Origin of the sequence: Micromonospora sp. WMMA1923 (assembly GCF_049179195.1) — a bacterium.
Classification (GTDB): Bacteria; Actinomycetota; Actinomycetes; order Mycobacteriales; family Micromonosporaceae; genus Micromonospora; species Micromonospora yangpuensis.
Window position 1 is genome coordinate 1,619,028 of sequence record NZ_JBMHLZ010000001.1, and the last position, 15,415, is coordinate 1,634,442.

Annotated in this window: 13 protein-coding genes and 1 pseudogene; 8 read left to right on the top strand and 6 right to left on the bottom strand. The window is 71.2% G+C overall.

Annotated features, from left to right (window positions below):
- Positions 1-59 precede the first annotated feature (59 nt).
- Positions 60-212, bottom strand: coding sequence for a hypothetical protein (locus tag ACN28G_RS07340; RefSeq protein ID WP_175440504.1), 153 nt, complete (start codon positions 210-212; stop codon positions 60-62).
- 219 nt (positions 213-431) lie between these two features.
- Here ACN28G_RS07340 and ACN28G_RS07345 point away from each other — a divergent pair.
- Positions 432-1,261: pseudogene (locus ACN28G_RS07345) on the top strand (helix-turn-helix domain-containing protein).
- Here ACN28G_RS07345 and ACN28G_RS07350 read toward each other — a convergent pair.
- Complete coding sequence (locus ACN28G_RS07350) at positions 1,203-1,391, bottom strand: hypothetical protein (protein WP_091436503.1); 189 nt, start codon at positions 1,389-1,391, stop codon at positions 1,203-1,205. The pseudogene ACN28G_RS07345 and the gene ACN28G_RS07350 sit on opposite strands and share 59 nt — an antisense overlap.
- A 442-nt stretch (positions 1,392-1,833) precedes the next feature.
- On the opposite strand from ACN28G_RS07350, the gene ACN28G_RS07355 reads away from it, so the two are divergent.
- The 3 genes from ACN28G_RS07355 to ACN28G_RS07365 are packed head-to-tail and all read left to right on the top strand — an operon-like array spanning position 1,834 to position 5,086.
- Complete coding sequence (locus ACN28G_RS07355) at positions 1,834-2,424, top strand: DUF4956 domain-containing protein (protein WP_421478749.1); 591 nt, start codon at positions 1,834-1,836, stop codon at positions 2,422-2,424.
- Positions 2,421-3,254: a polyphosphate polymerase domain-containing protein gene (locus ACN28G_RS07360; protein WP_091436508.1), complete on the top strand. Its 834-nt coding sequence runs from the start codon at positions 2,421-2,423 to the stop codon at positions 3,252-3,254. The genes ACN28G_RS07355 and ACN28G_RS07360 overlap by 4 nt, the downstream gene beginning before the upstream one ends.
- 38 nt (positions 3,255-3,292) lie before the next feature.
- Positions 3,293-5,086, top strand: a complete 1,794-nt coding sequence (locus ACN28G_RS07365; RefSeq protein WP_091436510.1) for a carbohydrate-binding domain-containing protein — start codon at positions 3,293-3,295, stop codon at positions 5,084-5,086.
- A gap of 121 nt (positions 5,087-5,207) precedes the next feature.
- Here ACN28G_RS07365 and ACN28G_RS07370 read toward each other — a convergent pair whose 3' ends face one another.
- The 4 genes from ACN28G_RS07370 to ACN28G_RS07385 all read right to left on the bottom strand — a co-directional run bounded on the left by ACN28G_RS07370 (position 5,208) and on the right by ACN28G_RS07385 (position 8,542).
- The gene (locus tag ACN28G_RS07370) at positions 5,208-5,948 is read right to left on the bottom strand and encodes a response regulator transcription factor (protein ID WP_268239676.1); all 741 of its coding nucleotides are present in this window, start codon (positions 5,946-5,948) and stop codon (positions 5,208-5,210) included.
- A 199-nt stretch (positions 5,949-6,147) separates the two neighbouring features.
- Positions 6,148-6,714, bottom strand: a complete 567-nt coding sequence (locus tag ACN28G_RS07375) for a hypothetical protein (protein WP_091446282.1) — start codon at positions 6,712-6,714, stop codon at positions 6,148-6,150.
- A gap of 163 nt (positions 6,715-6,877) precedes the next feature.
- A complete protein-coding gene (locus tag ACN28G_RS07380; RefSeq protein ID WP_139135638.1) occupies positions 6,878-7,930 on the bottom strand; it encodes a hypothetical protein in 1,053 nt (350 codons plus the stop codon).
- A 3-nt stretch (positions 7,931-7,933) separates the two neighbouring features.
- Positions 7,934-8,542 carry a hypothetical protein gene (locus ACN28G_RS07385; RefSeq protein WP_421478750.1) on the bottom strand — a complete coding sequence of 203 codons (609 nt, stop codon included), beginning with the start codon at positions 8,540-8,542 and terminating at the stop codon, positions 7,934-7,936.
- 258 nt (positions 8,543-8,800) lie between these two features.
- On the opposite strand from ACN28G_RS07385, the gene dnaE reads away from it, so the two are divergent.
- The 4 genes from dnaE (at position 8,801) to ACN28G_RS07405 (ending at position 15,392) form a co-directional block, all read left to right on the top strand.
- On the top strand, positions 8,801-12,343 hold the full coding sequence (gene dnaE / locus ACN28G_RS07390) for a DNA polymerase III subunit alpha (protein ID WP_421478751.1): 3,543 nt from the start codon (positions 8,801-8,803) through the stop codon (positions 12,341-12,343).
- A gap of 119 nt (positions 12,344-12,462) precedes the next feature.
- Entirely contained in the window at positions 12,463-13,500 is a 1,038-nt protein-coding gene (locus ACN28G_RS07395) for an aminotransferase class V-fold PLP-dependent enzyme (RefSeq protein WP_421478752.1), read from the top strand.
- Positions 13,501-13,626: 126 nt separating this feature from the next.
- Positions 13,627-14,223, top strand: coding sequence for a transcriptional regulator (locus ACN28G_RS07400; protein WP_421478753.1), 597 nt, complete (start codon positions 13,627-13,629; stop codon positions 14,221-14,223).
- Positions 14,224-14,330: 107 nt separating this feature from the next.
- A complete protein-coding gene (locus ACN28G_RS07405; RefSeq protein WP_091436523.1) occupies positions 14,331-15,392 on the top strand; it encodes an FAD-dependent monooxygenase in 1,062 nt (353 codons plus the stop codon).
- Positions 15,393-15,415 lie beyond the last annotated feature (23 nt).

Consider the following 15,415-nt stretch of genomic DNA (forward strand, 5'->3'; position numbering starts at 1 on the left):
TCGACCCTGAGTCGACCTGAGTGGGCCCCGGGCGAACCGCCCGGGGCCCACCGCGCCGTTCAGGTGCTGTCGCGGTGCCGGCGGGCCCACCCGACGAACCGCCGGAACAACTCCGCCGGCGCGGCACAGACCCGGCACCGCCAGGTCGGACGGGCCGCCACGTGCCGCCGCAACACCGCCACCGACACCCCCGTGTCCGTCGCTCGCCGCACCCCGGTCACCGTGCCCGGCCGCGCCGAGGCCCGCCGCCGACCAGCCGGATCGCCGTCCGCAGGAGACTCCGACCGGGTACGCCGGACGGCTCGACCGGCACCGGAAGGTGCCGGTCCGGGCAGCCGCTCCACCGCAGCCCCCGCAGACGCAGCAGCACGGTGCCACGGCGGCAACTCGGCAGATACCTGCGCGAGCTGCGGGAGAACGCGTACGTGACGGTGACGGCGGCGGCCAAGGCCCTGGAGTGGTCCGGCCCCCGGATCTGGCGGTACGAGAGCGGCCAGGTGCCGATGCACCCCAACGACAACGACATCGACGCGATGTGCCGGCTCTACGGGGCCGACCCGGAGACCACCGAGCGGCTGCGCGCCCTGGCCGGGGAGACCCGGGCCAAGGGCTGGTGGCACAGCTACGACAACGTGATCAAGGACTGGTTCCGCCTGTACGTCGGCCTCGAAGCCGCCGCCAGCGTGATCCGGCAGTACGAGGTCAGTGTGATTCCGGGTCTGCTCCAGACGGTCGAGTACATGACCGAGGTGATCGCCACCGATCATCCGACGATGAGTGAGCAGGACCGAGCGGGCCGGGTGGACGTGCGCCTACGCCGGCAGCGGTTGTTGGCCGTGTGGTGCCGGTGGCACCGCGCCTTGAGGTGATCCTGAACGAGGCGGCGCTCCGTCGGCCACTGCGGGACCTGAACGCCATGGCCCGGCAGTTGGACGCCCTGGTGGTCACCGGACGGCAGCACAACGTCCAACTCCGGGTGCTGCCGCTCGCCGCCGGACTGCCTCGTTGGTCGGCCGCGCCGCCGTTCGTACTGTTCGACTTCCCTGCGGAGAACGTCCGGGCGCAGGAACCGTCGACGGTGTACATGGACGGTCCCTGTGGGGCGGTCTACCTGGACCGGCCGCACGAGATCGAGACCTACGAGGACATCTGGCGCGGGCTGGTCGAGCGGGTGTTGGATGAGGACGAGTCCGGTGAGTTGATCACGGCTCTGGCGAAGGAGCGGAGCGTACCCGGGCGATGCCGGCGGCGACGGCGGTGAAGCCGGTGGCGGCGGCGCGGGCGGCGGTCTCCTGGGCCTGGTGGTCGGCGGCGGCGGTGAGGCTCTGCGCCCGTTCGACGCCGGTCAGCAGGGTACGCAGTTCGCCGGTGATCTCTTCGACAGAGGACATGATCGGGCACCTCGCACGGGTGAGGGATGGGTGCGAGGGTCGAAACTACCCCCGTTGCGAAACCACTTTCACGTTCGGCTGTCCCCGGCGGACAGCGGGCCGCGGCGGCACCGCGGCCGGCGCCGCCCGGCGTGCTGCCACCGCCGAACGGGAGCGGCTGCACGCTCTGGCCGTCCGAATGCATGCTCGCCGGTCGTACCTAACACGGCCTGATGCCGAACTCGCCCCGAGGTGTCGCCCTCGACCTGCCTTCCGGTGCTGTGACGGAGTGTGGCTCCACAGGTCACCTTCTGTCAGATCCTCTGAGCGAACTCTGAGGTTTCAGGCGCCCCATGGTGGGGTGCGCCAGCCTACTGTTATCCATCGATGTTCGGCGATTGTTCACCGCCGCTTCGGACCCTGTTCACCGGTCAGAGCCGCATGGGCGCCTGGAGGAGCCGTTATGTCACGTTTGGTGCTGGTCGGGATAAACCTGATCGCTGTGAGCCTGCTCGTCTTCGGGATGTACCTACCCCGGCACCGGCGGCGGGATCTCGTGGTGGCCTACCTCGGGGTCAACGTGGGTGTTTTCGCCGTCGCCACCTCGCTGAGCAACAGCACGGTCGGCGCCGGCCTCGGGTTGGGACTGTTCGGTGTGCTGTCGATCATTCGCCTGCGCTCCACCGAGTTGGACCAGCACGAGGTCGCGTACTACTTCTCCGCGCTCGCCCTGGGCATCCTCGGCCCACTTGCCGGTACCTCGCTCTGGGTGGTCGCCGCGCTGACCGGGCTGATCCTGGCGGTGATGTACATCGGGGACCATCCCCGCATGCTGCGCCGACATCGGCGACATCTGCTGGTGCTCGACACCGCCTTCACCGATCCGGTCGCCCTCACCGCGCACCTGGAACAGTTGCTTGGCGCGCGGGTCTACGCCGCCAACGTCGAACGGCTCGATCTGGTCAACGACACCACGGTCGTCGACGTGCGGTACTCGCAGCCAGCCTCGGCCGCGACTGCCCGACGCGCCGTCGAGGTCGGAGCCGGTCGATGATCGCGATATCGAGCTGTACGGGTGCCCTGACCGGTTTTCTGCCGATAGGTCTCGCGGAGCTGACGGAACGGGCGGCGCTGCAGACCCGGGTCGACCGCAAGTATCTGGTACCCCTCGCCGAGGTGCCGAGGCTACTTACCGCACTGCAGCCGGTCGGCCAGGTACTGACGATCGACGGTCTGCGGACCTTCCGCTACGAGTCTGTCTACTTCGACACTCCCGACCTGGTCAGCTTTCGACTCACCGCGCACCGACGCCGCCGCCGGTTCAAGGTCAGGACGCGGACCTACCTCGACTCCGGCCACTGCTGGTTGGAGGTGAAGACCGAGGGCGTTCGTGGCGGCACGGTCAAGGAACGGGTCCCGTACCGTCGCGACGACAGCACCGTGCTGTCTCCCGGGCGGTCCTTCGTCGACGGGGTGCTCGGCCCCGTCACGGACGGGCGGGCCCTGACGTTCGCACCGACACTTGTCACCCGGTACCTACGCACCACGCTCTACCTGCCCACGGGCGGGAGCCGGGCGACCGTCGACGTGGGGCTGTCCTGGGAGGACGAGTCCGGCCGTCGACTGGACCTGCCCGACCTCGCGATCGTGGAGACGAAGACCGCCTCCGCCGTTTCCCCCGTCGACCGGCTGCTCTGGCGTAACGGCCACCGTCCGGTGGCGGTCTCCAAGTACGCCACGGGTCTGGCCGCACTCCACCCCGATCTGCCCGCCGCCCGGTGGCGGCGCATTCTCCGGCGACACTTCGTGCCCACCGCGGGTGCCACGCAGCTGGGTGAGCTGTTCGATCGGCCGGCGGAGCAGTCGCGACTCCCACTCGGCTGACGGATCGACCGTCAGCTCACGACAGACAGGATGGACAGATGAGACTCTCCCCGAGACCGGGCCCCGACGGCGGACGCCGTGCTCCGGCCCGGACTGCCGGCCGCGCGGGCCTGGCGATCGTCGCCGCGACCGCGACTGCCCTCTGGGCCGGCGTCCCGCAGGCGGTAGCTGCCGGTCCCGCCGACGTGGGACTGCTCGCGGCCGGTCCCGCCGCTGCCCAGGCCATGGCCGCCAACCAGGCGGACCACGACGATCCCGCTGATCACAACTGGAACAGCGGATCCGTCGTGCCCGTGACGCTGACCGGCGGCTCCGCCACCTCCGCTGGCCCCGGCATCAGCGTCAGCGGCGCGGTGGTCACGGTGACCACGGCAGGCACCTACCAGTTCACCGGCACGCTCACCAACGGTCGGATCGTGGTGAACGCGACCGGGACGGGGATGGTCCGACTGATCCTGGCCGGCGTCACGGTGAACAACTCCACCGGGGCCGCGCTGCAGGTCGATGCCGCTGGTGAGGTGATGGTGGTCCTGGCCGCAGGTACCACCAACCGGCTCAGCGACGCCAGTAGCTACGTCTACCCCGACCCGACGGTGGACGAGCCCAACGCGGCCCTGTTCAGCAAGGCCAATCTGACGATCGCCGGCACCGGCACGCTGGACGTGCGGGGCAACGCATACGACGGAATCGCCAGCAAGGACGGCCTGGTGGTCACCGGTGGGACGATCGTCGTGAACGCTCTCGACGACGGCATCCGAGGCAAGGACTACCTGCTGGTCGAGGGTGGCACGGTCACCGTCACCGCCGGCGGGGACGGGCTCAAGTCCGATGAGGACGGCACCGCCGCGGCAGGCTACGTCGCCGTCGCCAACGGGACCGTGACGGTGACCGCGAGCGGGGACGGCGTCGACGCGGCCAGCGACGTGGTCGTCTGGGGCGGTGTGCTCGGAGTGCGGGCCGGCGGCGGCAGCAGCGTCCCGGTCGGCAGCTCCTCCACCAAGGGAATCAAGGCCGGAACGCTGCTCGTGGTCAGTGAGGGGCGGGTCACCGTCGACTCCTCCGACGACGGGGTCCACTCGGACGGGGCGTTGACCGTTGACGGCGGCACCGTGACGGTGGCCACCGGTGACGACGGCCTCAAGGCCGGCTCGACCCTGACCGTCGCCGCCGGTTCGGTCACCGTCAGCCGTTCGTACGAGGCACTGGAGGCGTTGAAGGTGTCGGTGACCGGGGGAACGGTCAACGTGACCGCCACCGACGACGCGGTCAACGCGGTGGAGGAGGGCCTCAACGAGTTCGTGATCGCCCCGAACGCGTGGATCCGGATCTCGGGCGGCACGCTGGTGGCCAGCGGTGGCACCGACGGGCTGGACTCGAACGGCACCTTCACCCTGTCAGGTGGCACGGTGGTGGTGAGCGGGTCACCCACCCGGGGCGGTGGCGAAGGCGGCCTGGACTCCAACGGCGCCGCCACCTTCACGGGCGGCACGATGCTCTCCTCCGGGCTCAGCGCCTCCACCGTCACCCTGCCGACGAGCGGCCAGGGCTGGGTGTCGGTGCGGTTCAGCGCCGTGCAGGCGGTCGGTACCATCGTGCACCTGGCCACCACCTCCGGTACGCAGCTTGCGACCTTCCGGGCCGAGAAGCGGTTCCAGGAGGTCGTCCTCACCAGCAACCAGATCACCCGGGGCGCCAGCTACCGGGTCTACACCGGCGGCAGCGTCTCGGGTACGGCGGTCGGTGGCGGAACGTACCTCGGCGGCACCCTCTCCGGGACGCTGCACTCCACGGTGGTCGCCGGTCAACGTACCGGTGGTGGGCCGCGCCCCTGACCAGCGCAGAGGGCAGTAGCCCCGGGTAGCCGCCTTCGGGATCCAGGGCCTCCTCCTCGGGGGCCCTGGACGACCCTTGCGCCCAGGTGGTCGGCGGACCGCGGTGCCCGTCGTCATGGACTCATCGGTCTCCCCGCTCCACCACCCGTAGGGTGTAGCCGGCTCCGCGCACGGTCTGGATCAGGGCGGGGCCGAGCCCGTCCAGCTTGCGGCGTAGCGAGTGGACGTAGGACTCGACGATCCGGCCGTTGCCGCCGAAGTCGTATCGCCAGACGTGGTTGAGGATCTGCGCCTTGCTGACCACCGACTCGGCGTGCACCAGCAGGTACCGCAGCAGGCGGAACTCGGTGGGGGAGAGCGCCACGAGCCGGTTGCCTCGGCGTACCTCGTGGGTGCTCTCGTCCAGTTCGAGGTCGGCGTAGGCGAGCAGTCGGGAGCCCGCGACGGACGACAGGTCCGGGCGACTGCGGGTCAGGATGGCCCGGATCCGCAGGATCACCTCCGCCAGGTTGAACGGCTTGGCCACGTAGTCGTCGGCACCGAGAGCCAGCCCGGTGATCCGGTCCTCGACGCTGGCGCGGGCGCTGAGGAAGAGCACCGGCACCTGCCGCCCGGTCGCCCAGAGCAGGTGCGCCACCTCGAAACCATCCAGGTCGGGCAGGACCACGTCGAGTACGACCAGATGCGGATCGAACTCCTCCGCCGCCGTCAGCGCTGCCCGTCCGGTGCTCACCACCCGCGTCTCGTACGCGACCATCCGGAGGGTGGAGGCGAGCAGAGCAGCGATGCCCGGCTCGTTGTCGACCACCAGGATGCGGGCGGCCAGGGCCCGGTCCGGCGGTGCCGGCGATCGACCATTCAAGCAATGAGCATCGATATGCATGAGGTGTGCCTACGGGAGCCTCCTGTGTGTCAGCTGTGCGTGAGCTGTCACCCGCGTGGCGACCGGAGGCGGTCGGCAGGCCTGGCCATGGGGGAAGCTGCGGTCGACCGGCCGCCTCCGGGAGCAGTCGGAGGCGGTCGGGCCGCGGTAGACCCGGCGAAGGCCTACCGGACGTGGATCAGCAGGGTGTGCCCTGGCGGAAGCTCCGCTCGACGAAGGAGGCCGGGCCGACCTGGAAGTAGCCGACGCCCGGCCGGATCGGGTGGCCGGTGAACAGCTCGACCCGGGGGCCGTACCGAACCAGGTAGGCCGTGGCGGTGCCGGCGTCGTTGCTGATCAGTGCGCCGCGGGTGCCGTAGGTCTGCGCCAGGTCGGCGAAGGAGTCACCGACCCCCGCCCCGGCGGGTGAGTGGGGCGGGTTGGTGGCGGTGCCGATCGCCACCAGGCGGCCGGCGCGGAAGGTGAGCAGGATCTTGCCGGCCCAGCTGCCGGTCACCCCGGCAATCACCACGTCGTCGCAGCCGCCGGGTGCGGTCGAGTCGATCAGGCCGGCGGCGGACAACGTGGTCAGGCTGGCGTCGATGCGGAACGGGCCGGCGCCGCCGACGCTGAGGATCTGGGTCTGCTCGGCCCGTACCCCGGCGGGTGGGCCGGCCTGGGCCGGCGCGGGAGCGCCGACCGGGACGGCCAGGAGGCCGACGGCGGCCAGGACGGCGACGGCGACGCGGGCGGTGGGACGCGTCATGGTGATCACCTCCGGTGATCGGAGAAACCGCCGGCCCGGCCGGACCGGCGGTGGGAGGACGGTGTCCCCGCAGGCTAGACGCGCTGCGTCCGGAGCGGTCCCACAGAGTCCGAGATCGGACCGACCGGCCATCACCGTCGATGTCATGCCGTCCGGTGTGGTCTCAGACGGCGAACCGGTCCACCCGGGACCGGGCCCGGCGTACCGCGACGACCAGCCACATCCCGGCCGCGAGGGTGAGCGCGCCGAGCAGTGCGACGAGCACCGGCAGCCGGTCCGACAGGGTGGCGGGCAGACCCCAGGAGCCGTTCTCGTCGGGGAAGGTGATCTCACCGGTGAACTCGCGGTGGATCCGTCCGCTCTCCAGCCGGAGCCGGGCCTGCCAGGGACCGTTGGGTAGCTGCCGGTCCAGTCGCACCTCGGCGTGTGCGGTGCCGCCGGGGGCGACGGTGGTGCCGACGGTGACACCGAACGGCCCGGCGGAGAGTCCACCCGGTCCGTCGGAGAGCCACAGCCTGCCGGAGAGGTCCAGGGCCCGTTCCCCGGTGTTGCGCACCGTGGCCCGGACGATCGGCAACCCCTCCTCGGTACGCCCCGGAACGAGCTTGTCGATCTCGAAGTCCGACGGCGGGTCACCGCCGGGGCCGACGTCGAGGTAGAGCCGGATGCCCGTCCGGTTGATCTTCTGCACGTTGCCGTGCTCCGGGTCGGGCGCCGCGCTGGCGACCGAGGCCCAGATCACCCCGTAGCGTTCGCCGCGCGGCGCCGAGGGCGGGATCTTCACCGTCGCGCGCAGCGTGGTGGTGCTGTGCGGTGGCGCGACGAAAGCGGGCTGGTCGATCCGGACCCACTCGGGCAACTCGTTGACCTGCGGGTCGGTCGACGGCACGAACTTGTTGTCCCGGATCTCGGCGGTGCCCACCGACATGGTGATCCGCTGGGGTCGAGGGGAGGTGTTGGTCACCGCGAAGCGTCGGGTCATCTCGGTGCCGGGCTTCATGTGGTCCACGATGTACACCTTGGCGCGCGGGTCGTCGTGCCGGTCGGCCGACGCCTCCAACAACTGGATGCCGATGCTGCCGTCCGACTTCCCCTGCTTGTCACCGGTGTCCCGGTCGCCTTCGGCGGCGACCGGGACACCGGTGACGGCGAGGAACAGCAGGACGACGAGCGACACCAGGGGCGTACGCCATCGCGACTGTTTCGCCGGGATCATCGATCAGGCGACCGTGTGGGTGATCGTGCCGGTGAACGTGCCGGCGATGGCGGTGATGGGGATGGCGACGGTGAGCAACGGGTCCCAGGTCGCCGAGTTGTTCCCCGTCTCGGTGGCCACCACGGTGTGGCTGAACGCGGTGACGGGAGCCGTCAGGGCGTCTCCGTCCGGCGGGGGCGGCGGGCTGCAGGTGCCCGGCTGGCCCGGGACGAAGGTGCCGCTGCCCTCGGTCGCGGTGGCGTCGCCCGAGCAGTAGTAGACGTCGCTGGCCGGGATGCTCGTACCCGGGTCGGCGCCGGTGCCGGTGATGAAGCTGGTGCTGCTGACCGTGGCGGTCCAGCTCGGGGTGGCGCTGGCCCGCAGGTCGTCGACGGTCACCGCGCCGAGCTGGCCGTACGCGTAGCCGCCGGGCGCGCCGTTGTTGGTCAGCGCCACGGGGCCGTCCGGCACGGTGATCTGCAACGCCCCCGCGGTGACGTCGAAGGTGACCGTCGTGTCACACTCGATGGTCTCCAGACAGGTGCCCGCGTACGCGGGCGTCGCGGTGAGCACCCCGGCCACCATCACTGCGGCCGTGCCGATGAGTGCCATCGACGTGAGTCGTCTCTTCACTGGCTTGTACCTCCTGGGTCGGTGATCGCTGCCGGCTCAGACTAGGAATCACGTAGGCGTTAAACCCTTTTTGTCCGGTTTAGTCACACCGCTGGGTGAATATCCAGGTCGTAGTGCTTGCCGCGGCCCCGACCGGATGACTGAAGGTGACGTCCGGGCAGCAGTCCGCGTGGCTCGTCGCCGGCCGCCAGTCGATCTCGGTAGGGTGGGCCGTCGGCCTTGACCAATCCATGATCACGATCCGGGGGGACGCCACGCATGGGCGATTCGTTCGCGCATCTGCACGTGCACACCGAGTACTCGATGCTCGACGGGGCGGCCCGGCTCAAGGACCTCTTCGCCGAGGCCAAACGGCTGGGCATGCCGGCGGTGGCGATCACCGACCACGGCAACATGCACGGCGCGAACGACTTCTACAAGCAGGCCATGGCCGCCGGGGTCAAGCCGATCCTGGGCGTCGAGGCGTACGTCGCGCCGGAGTCGCGCTACCACAAGAAGCGGGTCAAGTGGGGCCGGCCGGAGCAGAAGAGCGACGACGTCTCCGGTAACGGCGCGATCACCCACATGACCATGTGGGCGGCGGACAAGGCCGGCCTGCAGAACCTGTTCACCCTCAACTCGCGCGCCTCCATGGAGGGCCACTACGTCAAGTGGCCCCGGATGGACATGGAGTTGATCGCCGAGCACGCCCAGGGGATCATCGCCACCACCGGCTGCCCGTCGGGGGCGGTGCAGACCCGGCTGCGGCTGGGCCAGTTCGACGAGGCGCTCAAGGTGGCCTCGGCGTACCAGGACATCTTCGGCAAGGAGAACTACTTCCTGGAGATCATGGACCACGGTCTCGACATCGAGCGCCGGGTCCGTGAGGGGCTCACCGAGATCGGCCAGAAGCTCGGCATCCCGCCGGTGGTCACCAACGACTCGCACTACACCCACGAGGCCCAGGCCACCGCGCACGACGTGCTGCTCTGCGTGCAGACCGGCAGCAACATCGACGACCCGAACCGGTTCCGCTTCGAGGGCGGCGGCTACTTCGTCAAGTCCGCCGACCAGATGCGCGCGGTGGACAACTCCGAGCTGTGGCAGGACGGCTGCCGCAACACCCTGCTGGTGGCCGAGAAGGTCGACCCGGCCGGGATGTTCGAGTTCCACAACCTGATGCCCCGGTTCCCGGTGCCCGAGGGGGAGACCGAGGAGTCCTGGTTCCGCAAGGAGACCTTCAAGGGGCTCGGCCGGCGCTACCCCGGCGGCATCCCCGAGGGGCACGTCGTGCAGGCCGAGTACGAGCTGGGCGTCATCAACCAGATGGGGTTCCCGTCGTACTTCCTCGTGGTCGCCGACTTCATCCAGTGGGCCAAGAGCCAGGGCATCGCGGTCGGTCCCGGGCGGGGCTCGGCGGCCGGCTCGCTGGTCGCGTACGCCCTGGGCATCACCGACCTGGACCCGATCCCGCACGGGCTGATCTTCGAGCGGTTCCTCAACCCCGAGCGGGTCTCGATGCCGGATGTCGACATCGACTTCGACGAGCGTCGGCGCGGTGAGGTGATCAAGTACGTCACCGACAAGTGGGGTGAGGACAAGGTCGCCCAGATCGCCACCTTCGGCACGATCAAGGCCAAGGCCGCGATCAAGGACTCGGCCCGGGTGCTCGGCTACCCGTACGCGGTAGGCGACCGGATCACCAAGGCGATGCCCCCGGCGGTGATGGGCAAGGACATCCCGCTGGAAGGGATCTTCGACACCAAGCACCCCCGGTACGCCGAGGCCGGTGAGATCCGCGGCATGTACGAGGCCGAGCAGGACGTCAAGAAGGTGATCGACACCGCCCGGGGCATCGAGGGGCTGATCCGGCAGACCGGTGTGCACGCCGCCGGCGTGATCATGTCCGCCGAGCCGATCATCGAGCACATCCCGCTGATGCGCCGGGACTCCGACGGGGTGATCATCACCCAGTTCGACTACCCGACGTGTGAGTCGCTCGGGCTGTTGAAGATGGACTTCCTCGGCCTGCGCAACCTGACCATCATCGACGACGCGGTGAAGAACATCGGCCTCAACCACGGCCGGGAGCTGGACCTGCTCGCCCTGCCGCTGGACGACAAGCCCGCCTACGAGCTGCTGGCCCGGGGCGACACGCTCGGCGTGTTCCAGCTCGACGGCGGGCCGATGCGGTCGCTGCTGCGGATGATGAAGCCGGACAACTTCGAGGACATCTCCGCCGTCCTGGCGCTCTACCGGCCCGGCCCGATGGGCGTGGACTCGCACACCAACTACGCGCTGCGCAAGAACGGCCTCCAGGAGATCACCCCGATCCACCCGGAGCTGGAGGAGCCGCTGCGGGAGATCCTCGCCCCCACCTACGGCCTGATCGTCTACCAGGAGCAGGTGCAGCGCGCCGCGCAGATCCTCGCCGGGTACACCCTCGGCCAGGCCGACCTGCTGCGCCGGGCGATGGGCAAGAAGAAGAAGGAGATCCTGGACAAGGAGTTCATCCCGTTCCGGGACGGCTGCCGGGAACACGGCTACTCCGACGAGGCCATCCAGAAGGTCTGGGACGTGCTGGTCCCGTTCGCCGGGTACGCCTTCAACAAGGCGCACTCGGCGGCGTACGGGCTGGTGTCGTACTGGACGGCGTACCTGAAGGCGCACTACCCGGCCGAGTACATGGCGGCGCTGCTGACCTCCGTCGGTGACGACAAGGACAAGATGGCGCTGTACCTGTCGGAGTGCCGGCGGATGCGCATCCAGGTGCTGCCGCCGGACGTGAACACCTCCGCCGGGCCGTTCACCCCGGTCGGCAAGGAGATCCGCTTCGGCCTCGGCGCGGTGCGCAACGTCGGCGCGAACGTGGTCGCCGCGATCATGCGGTGCCGCGAGGAGAAGGGCGAGTACGCCGACTTCTACGACTTCCTGAGCAAGGTCGACGCGGTGGTCTGCAACAAGAAGACGATCGAATCGCTCATCAAGGCCGGCGCGTTCGACGTGCTGGGGCACCCGCGCAAGGGGCTGCTCGCGGTGCACGCCGACGCGATCGACGCGTACGCCGACGTCAAGCGCAAGGAGGCGGTCGGCCAGTACGACCTCTTCGGCGCCGGCTTCGGCGTCGCCGAAGCCGGCGCGGGAACCAGCAGCACCACGGTGATGCCGATCATCGGCGACAGCGAGTGGGACAAGCGGGACAAGCTCGCCTTCGAACGCGAGATGCTCGGCCTCTACGTCTCCGACCACCCGCTGTTCGGCCTGGAACGGGTGCTCGGCGCGGCGGCCGACACCACCATCGCCGCGCTCAGCGAGGAGGGCGTGGTGCCCGACGGCGCGGTGGTCACCCTGGCCGGCATCCTCTCCGGGGTGCAGCGCCGGGTCACCAAGCAGGGCCGGGCCTGGGCCTCGGCCACCCTGGAGGACCTGGCCGGCGGGGTGGAGGCGCTGTTCTTCCCCAACACCTACGAGGTGATCGGCCAGTACATCGCCGAGGACGCGATCGTGGTGGTCAAGGGGCGGGTGGACCGCCGGGACGACACGCCCCGGATCATGGCGATGGACATGTCGATGCCGGACGTGACCAGCAACCCGGCCAACAAGCCGGTCACCCTCACCATCCCGGTGCACAGGTGCACGCCGCCGCTGGTGGAACGGCTCAAGGAGACCCTGGTGCTGCACCCCGGCGACACCGAGGTGCACGTCAAGCTGCTCAACGGCGGTCGGACCACCACCCTGCGGCTCGGGCCGTTCCGGGTCGCGGCCACCACCGCGCTGATGGGTGACCTGAAGAGCGTGCTCGGCCCGGCCGCCGTGAGCTGAGCGGACGTCGGCCGGGCCGGCCGGTGGCCCGTCCGGTCCGGCGGTGGCCCGGGGTGCAGCGGCCACCACCTGCCGATTGGCGCTCCCCGGTGGGTCCGCGCCTGACTAGCGTCAGCGGCATGGAGTTGGCGAAGGCACAGCAGTTGTGGCGACCCGAACCGGGTTGGCTGGACACGGCCAGCTACGGGTTGCCGCCCGAACCGGCCTGGACGGCCCTGCAGGAGGCGCTGGCCGACTGGCGGGTGGGCCGGGTCTCCTGGCGGGGCTGGGGGGAGTCGACCCAACGGGCCCGGGTCGCCTTCGCCGACCTGGTCGGGGCACCCGCCGAGGACGTGACGACCGGCGCCACCGTGTCGCAGATGCTGGCCCCGATCGCCGCCGCGCTGCCCGCCGGGGCCACCGTCGTGGTCCCCGAGCAGGAGTTCACCTCCAACCTCTTCCCGTGGCTGGTGCAGGCCGAGCGCGGGGTGCGGGTGCGTACCGTCGACGCCGGCCGGCTCGCCGAGGAGATCGACGCCGACACCTACCTGGTCGCGTTCAGCCTGGTGCAGTCCGCCGACGGCAGCGTGGCCGACCTCGACCGGATCGTGGCCGCCGCCCGGGCGTACGACGCGTGGGTGGTGGTGGACGCCACGCAGGCCTGTGGCTGGCTGCCGTTCGACGCGACCCGGGCCGACGCGGTGGTGGTCGGGGGGTACAAGTGGCTGATGGCGCCGCGCGGGGTCGGCTTCGGCTACCTGGCCCCCGAGCTGCGCGAGCGGCTGCGGCCCGACGCCGCGGGCTGGTTCGCCGGGCCGGACCCGCACGACTCCTACTACGGGCCGCCGCTGCGGCTGGCCGACGACGCCCGGCGCTTCGACATCTCCCCGGCCTGGTTCAGCCTGGTCGGCGCGGCCCCCGCCCTGGAGCTGCTGGCCGAGGTCGGCATCCCGGCCGTGCGGGAGCACAACGTGGCACTGGCGAACCGGTTCCGCGCCGGACTGGGCCGCCCGGCGGGGGACAGCGCGATCGTCACCGTCGACGTGCCCGGCGCCGAGCAGCGGCTGGCCCGCGCCGGGGTCCGGGCGGCGGTCCGGGCCGGCCGGGTCCGGGCCTCGTTCCACCTCTACAGCACCCCGGACGACGTGGACCTGGCTCTGACCGCCCTGCTCGACTGACGGCCACCCCGCCACCCGCGCGCGGGGCGGGCGGCACCGCGGGCCGGGCGCATCCAAAAACGGGAGTACGAGCGAACTCCCGGGTAGTGATCGCCTACCCGGGGGGACGTCGTGCGGACCGATCCGATGCCAGCCGACCTGGTCGAGACGGCCCACAAGCGGCTCTGGGCAGCCGCCGAGGACCTGGACCCCAACCGGATCGCCGGCATCGTCGGTGAGCTGGCCGAGGAGTCCGGGGTGGCACCGCTCTGGGATCAGGTGTGCGTGCCGGTGCTGGGGGCGCTGTCCGGCTGGGCGGCCAGCGAGATCGCCGTCGAACACGCCCTCTCCGAGGGGGTACGCGTCGGTCTGGACGTGCACCGGCGACTGTCCCGACGGCCGTACCCGCCCGACGGGGTGCTGCTGGCCGGTGCCGAACAGGAGCTGCACTGCCTCGGGTTGCACGCGCTCGCCGCGGCCCTGCGGGAACAGGGACGGGGTTGTCTGCTGCTCGGCCCGGCGCTGCCCTGGGTGGCGCTGGCCGGCGCGGTGCAGCGGACCCGCCCGCACACCGTGGTGGTCTGGTCGCAGACACCGGTGACCGGCCGGGCGTACCGGCTGATCCGCTTCGCCCGGGAGTTTCCGTCGGTGCGGGTGCTGGCCGCCGGACCGGGCTGGATCGAGCCGCTGCCCGCCCCGATCACCCTGCTGAGCGGCCTGGTCCCCGCCGTCCGGGCCTGCTGAGCCCCGGGCGGGCGGGCGCGTCGACCCTGGGGGCGACCAGCCGCGGTACGCCCCGACGGCGGCCCGCCGGTCCCAGCCGACGGCCGCCACCTCGTAGCCTGTCGATCGTGGACAGGCGAGCGGTGGTGGTCGGTGGGGGTATCGGTGGGCTGGCGGCGGCGATCGGTCTGCGGCGGGCCGGTTGGCAGGTGACCGTTCTGGAGCGCGCCACCGGACTGCCGGTGACCGGCACCGGCCTCGGCATCTGGCCCGCCGCGCTGCGCGCTCTCGGTGCGCTCGGCGTGGGGGAGCAGGCGCGTCGGCGGGGACGACCGCAGCTCGGCGGGGAGTTCCGTCGCCCCGACGGCAGCCGGATCGCCAGCATGGACATGCGCAAGCTGATCCGCCGGTACGGCGAGACCGTGCACCTGATCACCCGACCGGCGCTGCTCGCCGTGCTCGCCGAGGCGCTGCCCGACGGTGTCGTCCGGTTCGGCACCCCGGTGACCGACCTCGCCGGGCTCACCGACCGATACGACCTGGTGGTCGGTGCCGACGGGCTGCGCAGCGTGGTCCGGGCCGGGCTGTACGGCGACCGGTACCCGCTGCGGCACACCGGCACCGTGGCCTGGCGTGGGGTGGCCCCGGTGGAGGTCGCCGTGGGCGGCGAGACCTGGGGGCGGGGCACGAAGTTCGGTGTCACCCCCGAAGGACCGGGCCGGACCAACTGGTACGCGGTGCGCACCGCCCCGCCCGGCTGGCGACCCGCCGCCGGTGACCTCGCCGAACTTCGCCGGCTCTTCGGCGACTGGCACGACCCGGTGCCCCGGCTGCTGGACGCGATGACCCCGGACGAGGTGCTCCGGCACGACGTGCACGACCTCACCCCGCTGCCGAGTTACGTCGGTGGCCGGGTCGCGCTGCTCGGCGACGCCGCCCACGCCATGACCCCCGACCTGGGGCAGGGCGCCTGCCAGGCGCTGATCGACGCGGTGTCACTGGCCGAGTGCCTCGGTGCCGGCGTGGAGGTGGCCGCCGGCCTGCGGGCGTACGACCAGAGCCGGCGACCACCGACGCAGCGGATGGCGGTGCTGGCGAGGCGGGCCGGTCGGCTCGGTCAGGTCCGGCACGCCACCCGGCTGCGCGACGGTCTGCTGCGGCTGGCCCTGGCCGCCGGCCCGCCCGGCTGACCCGCCCGCCGCGACCGGTCCGG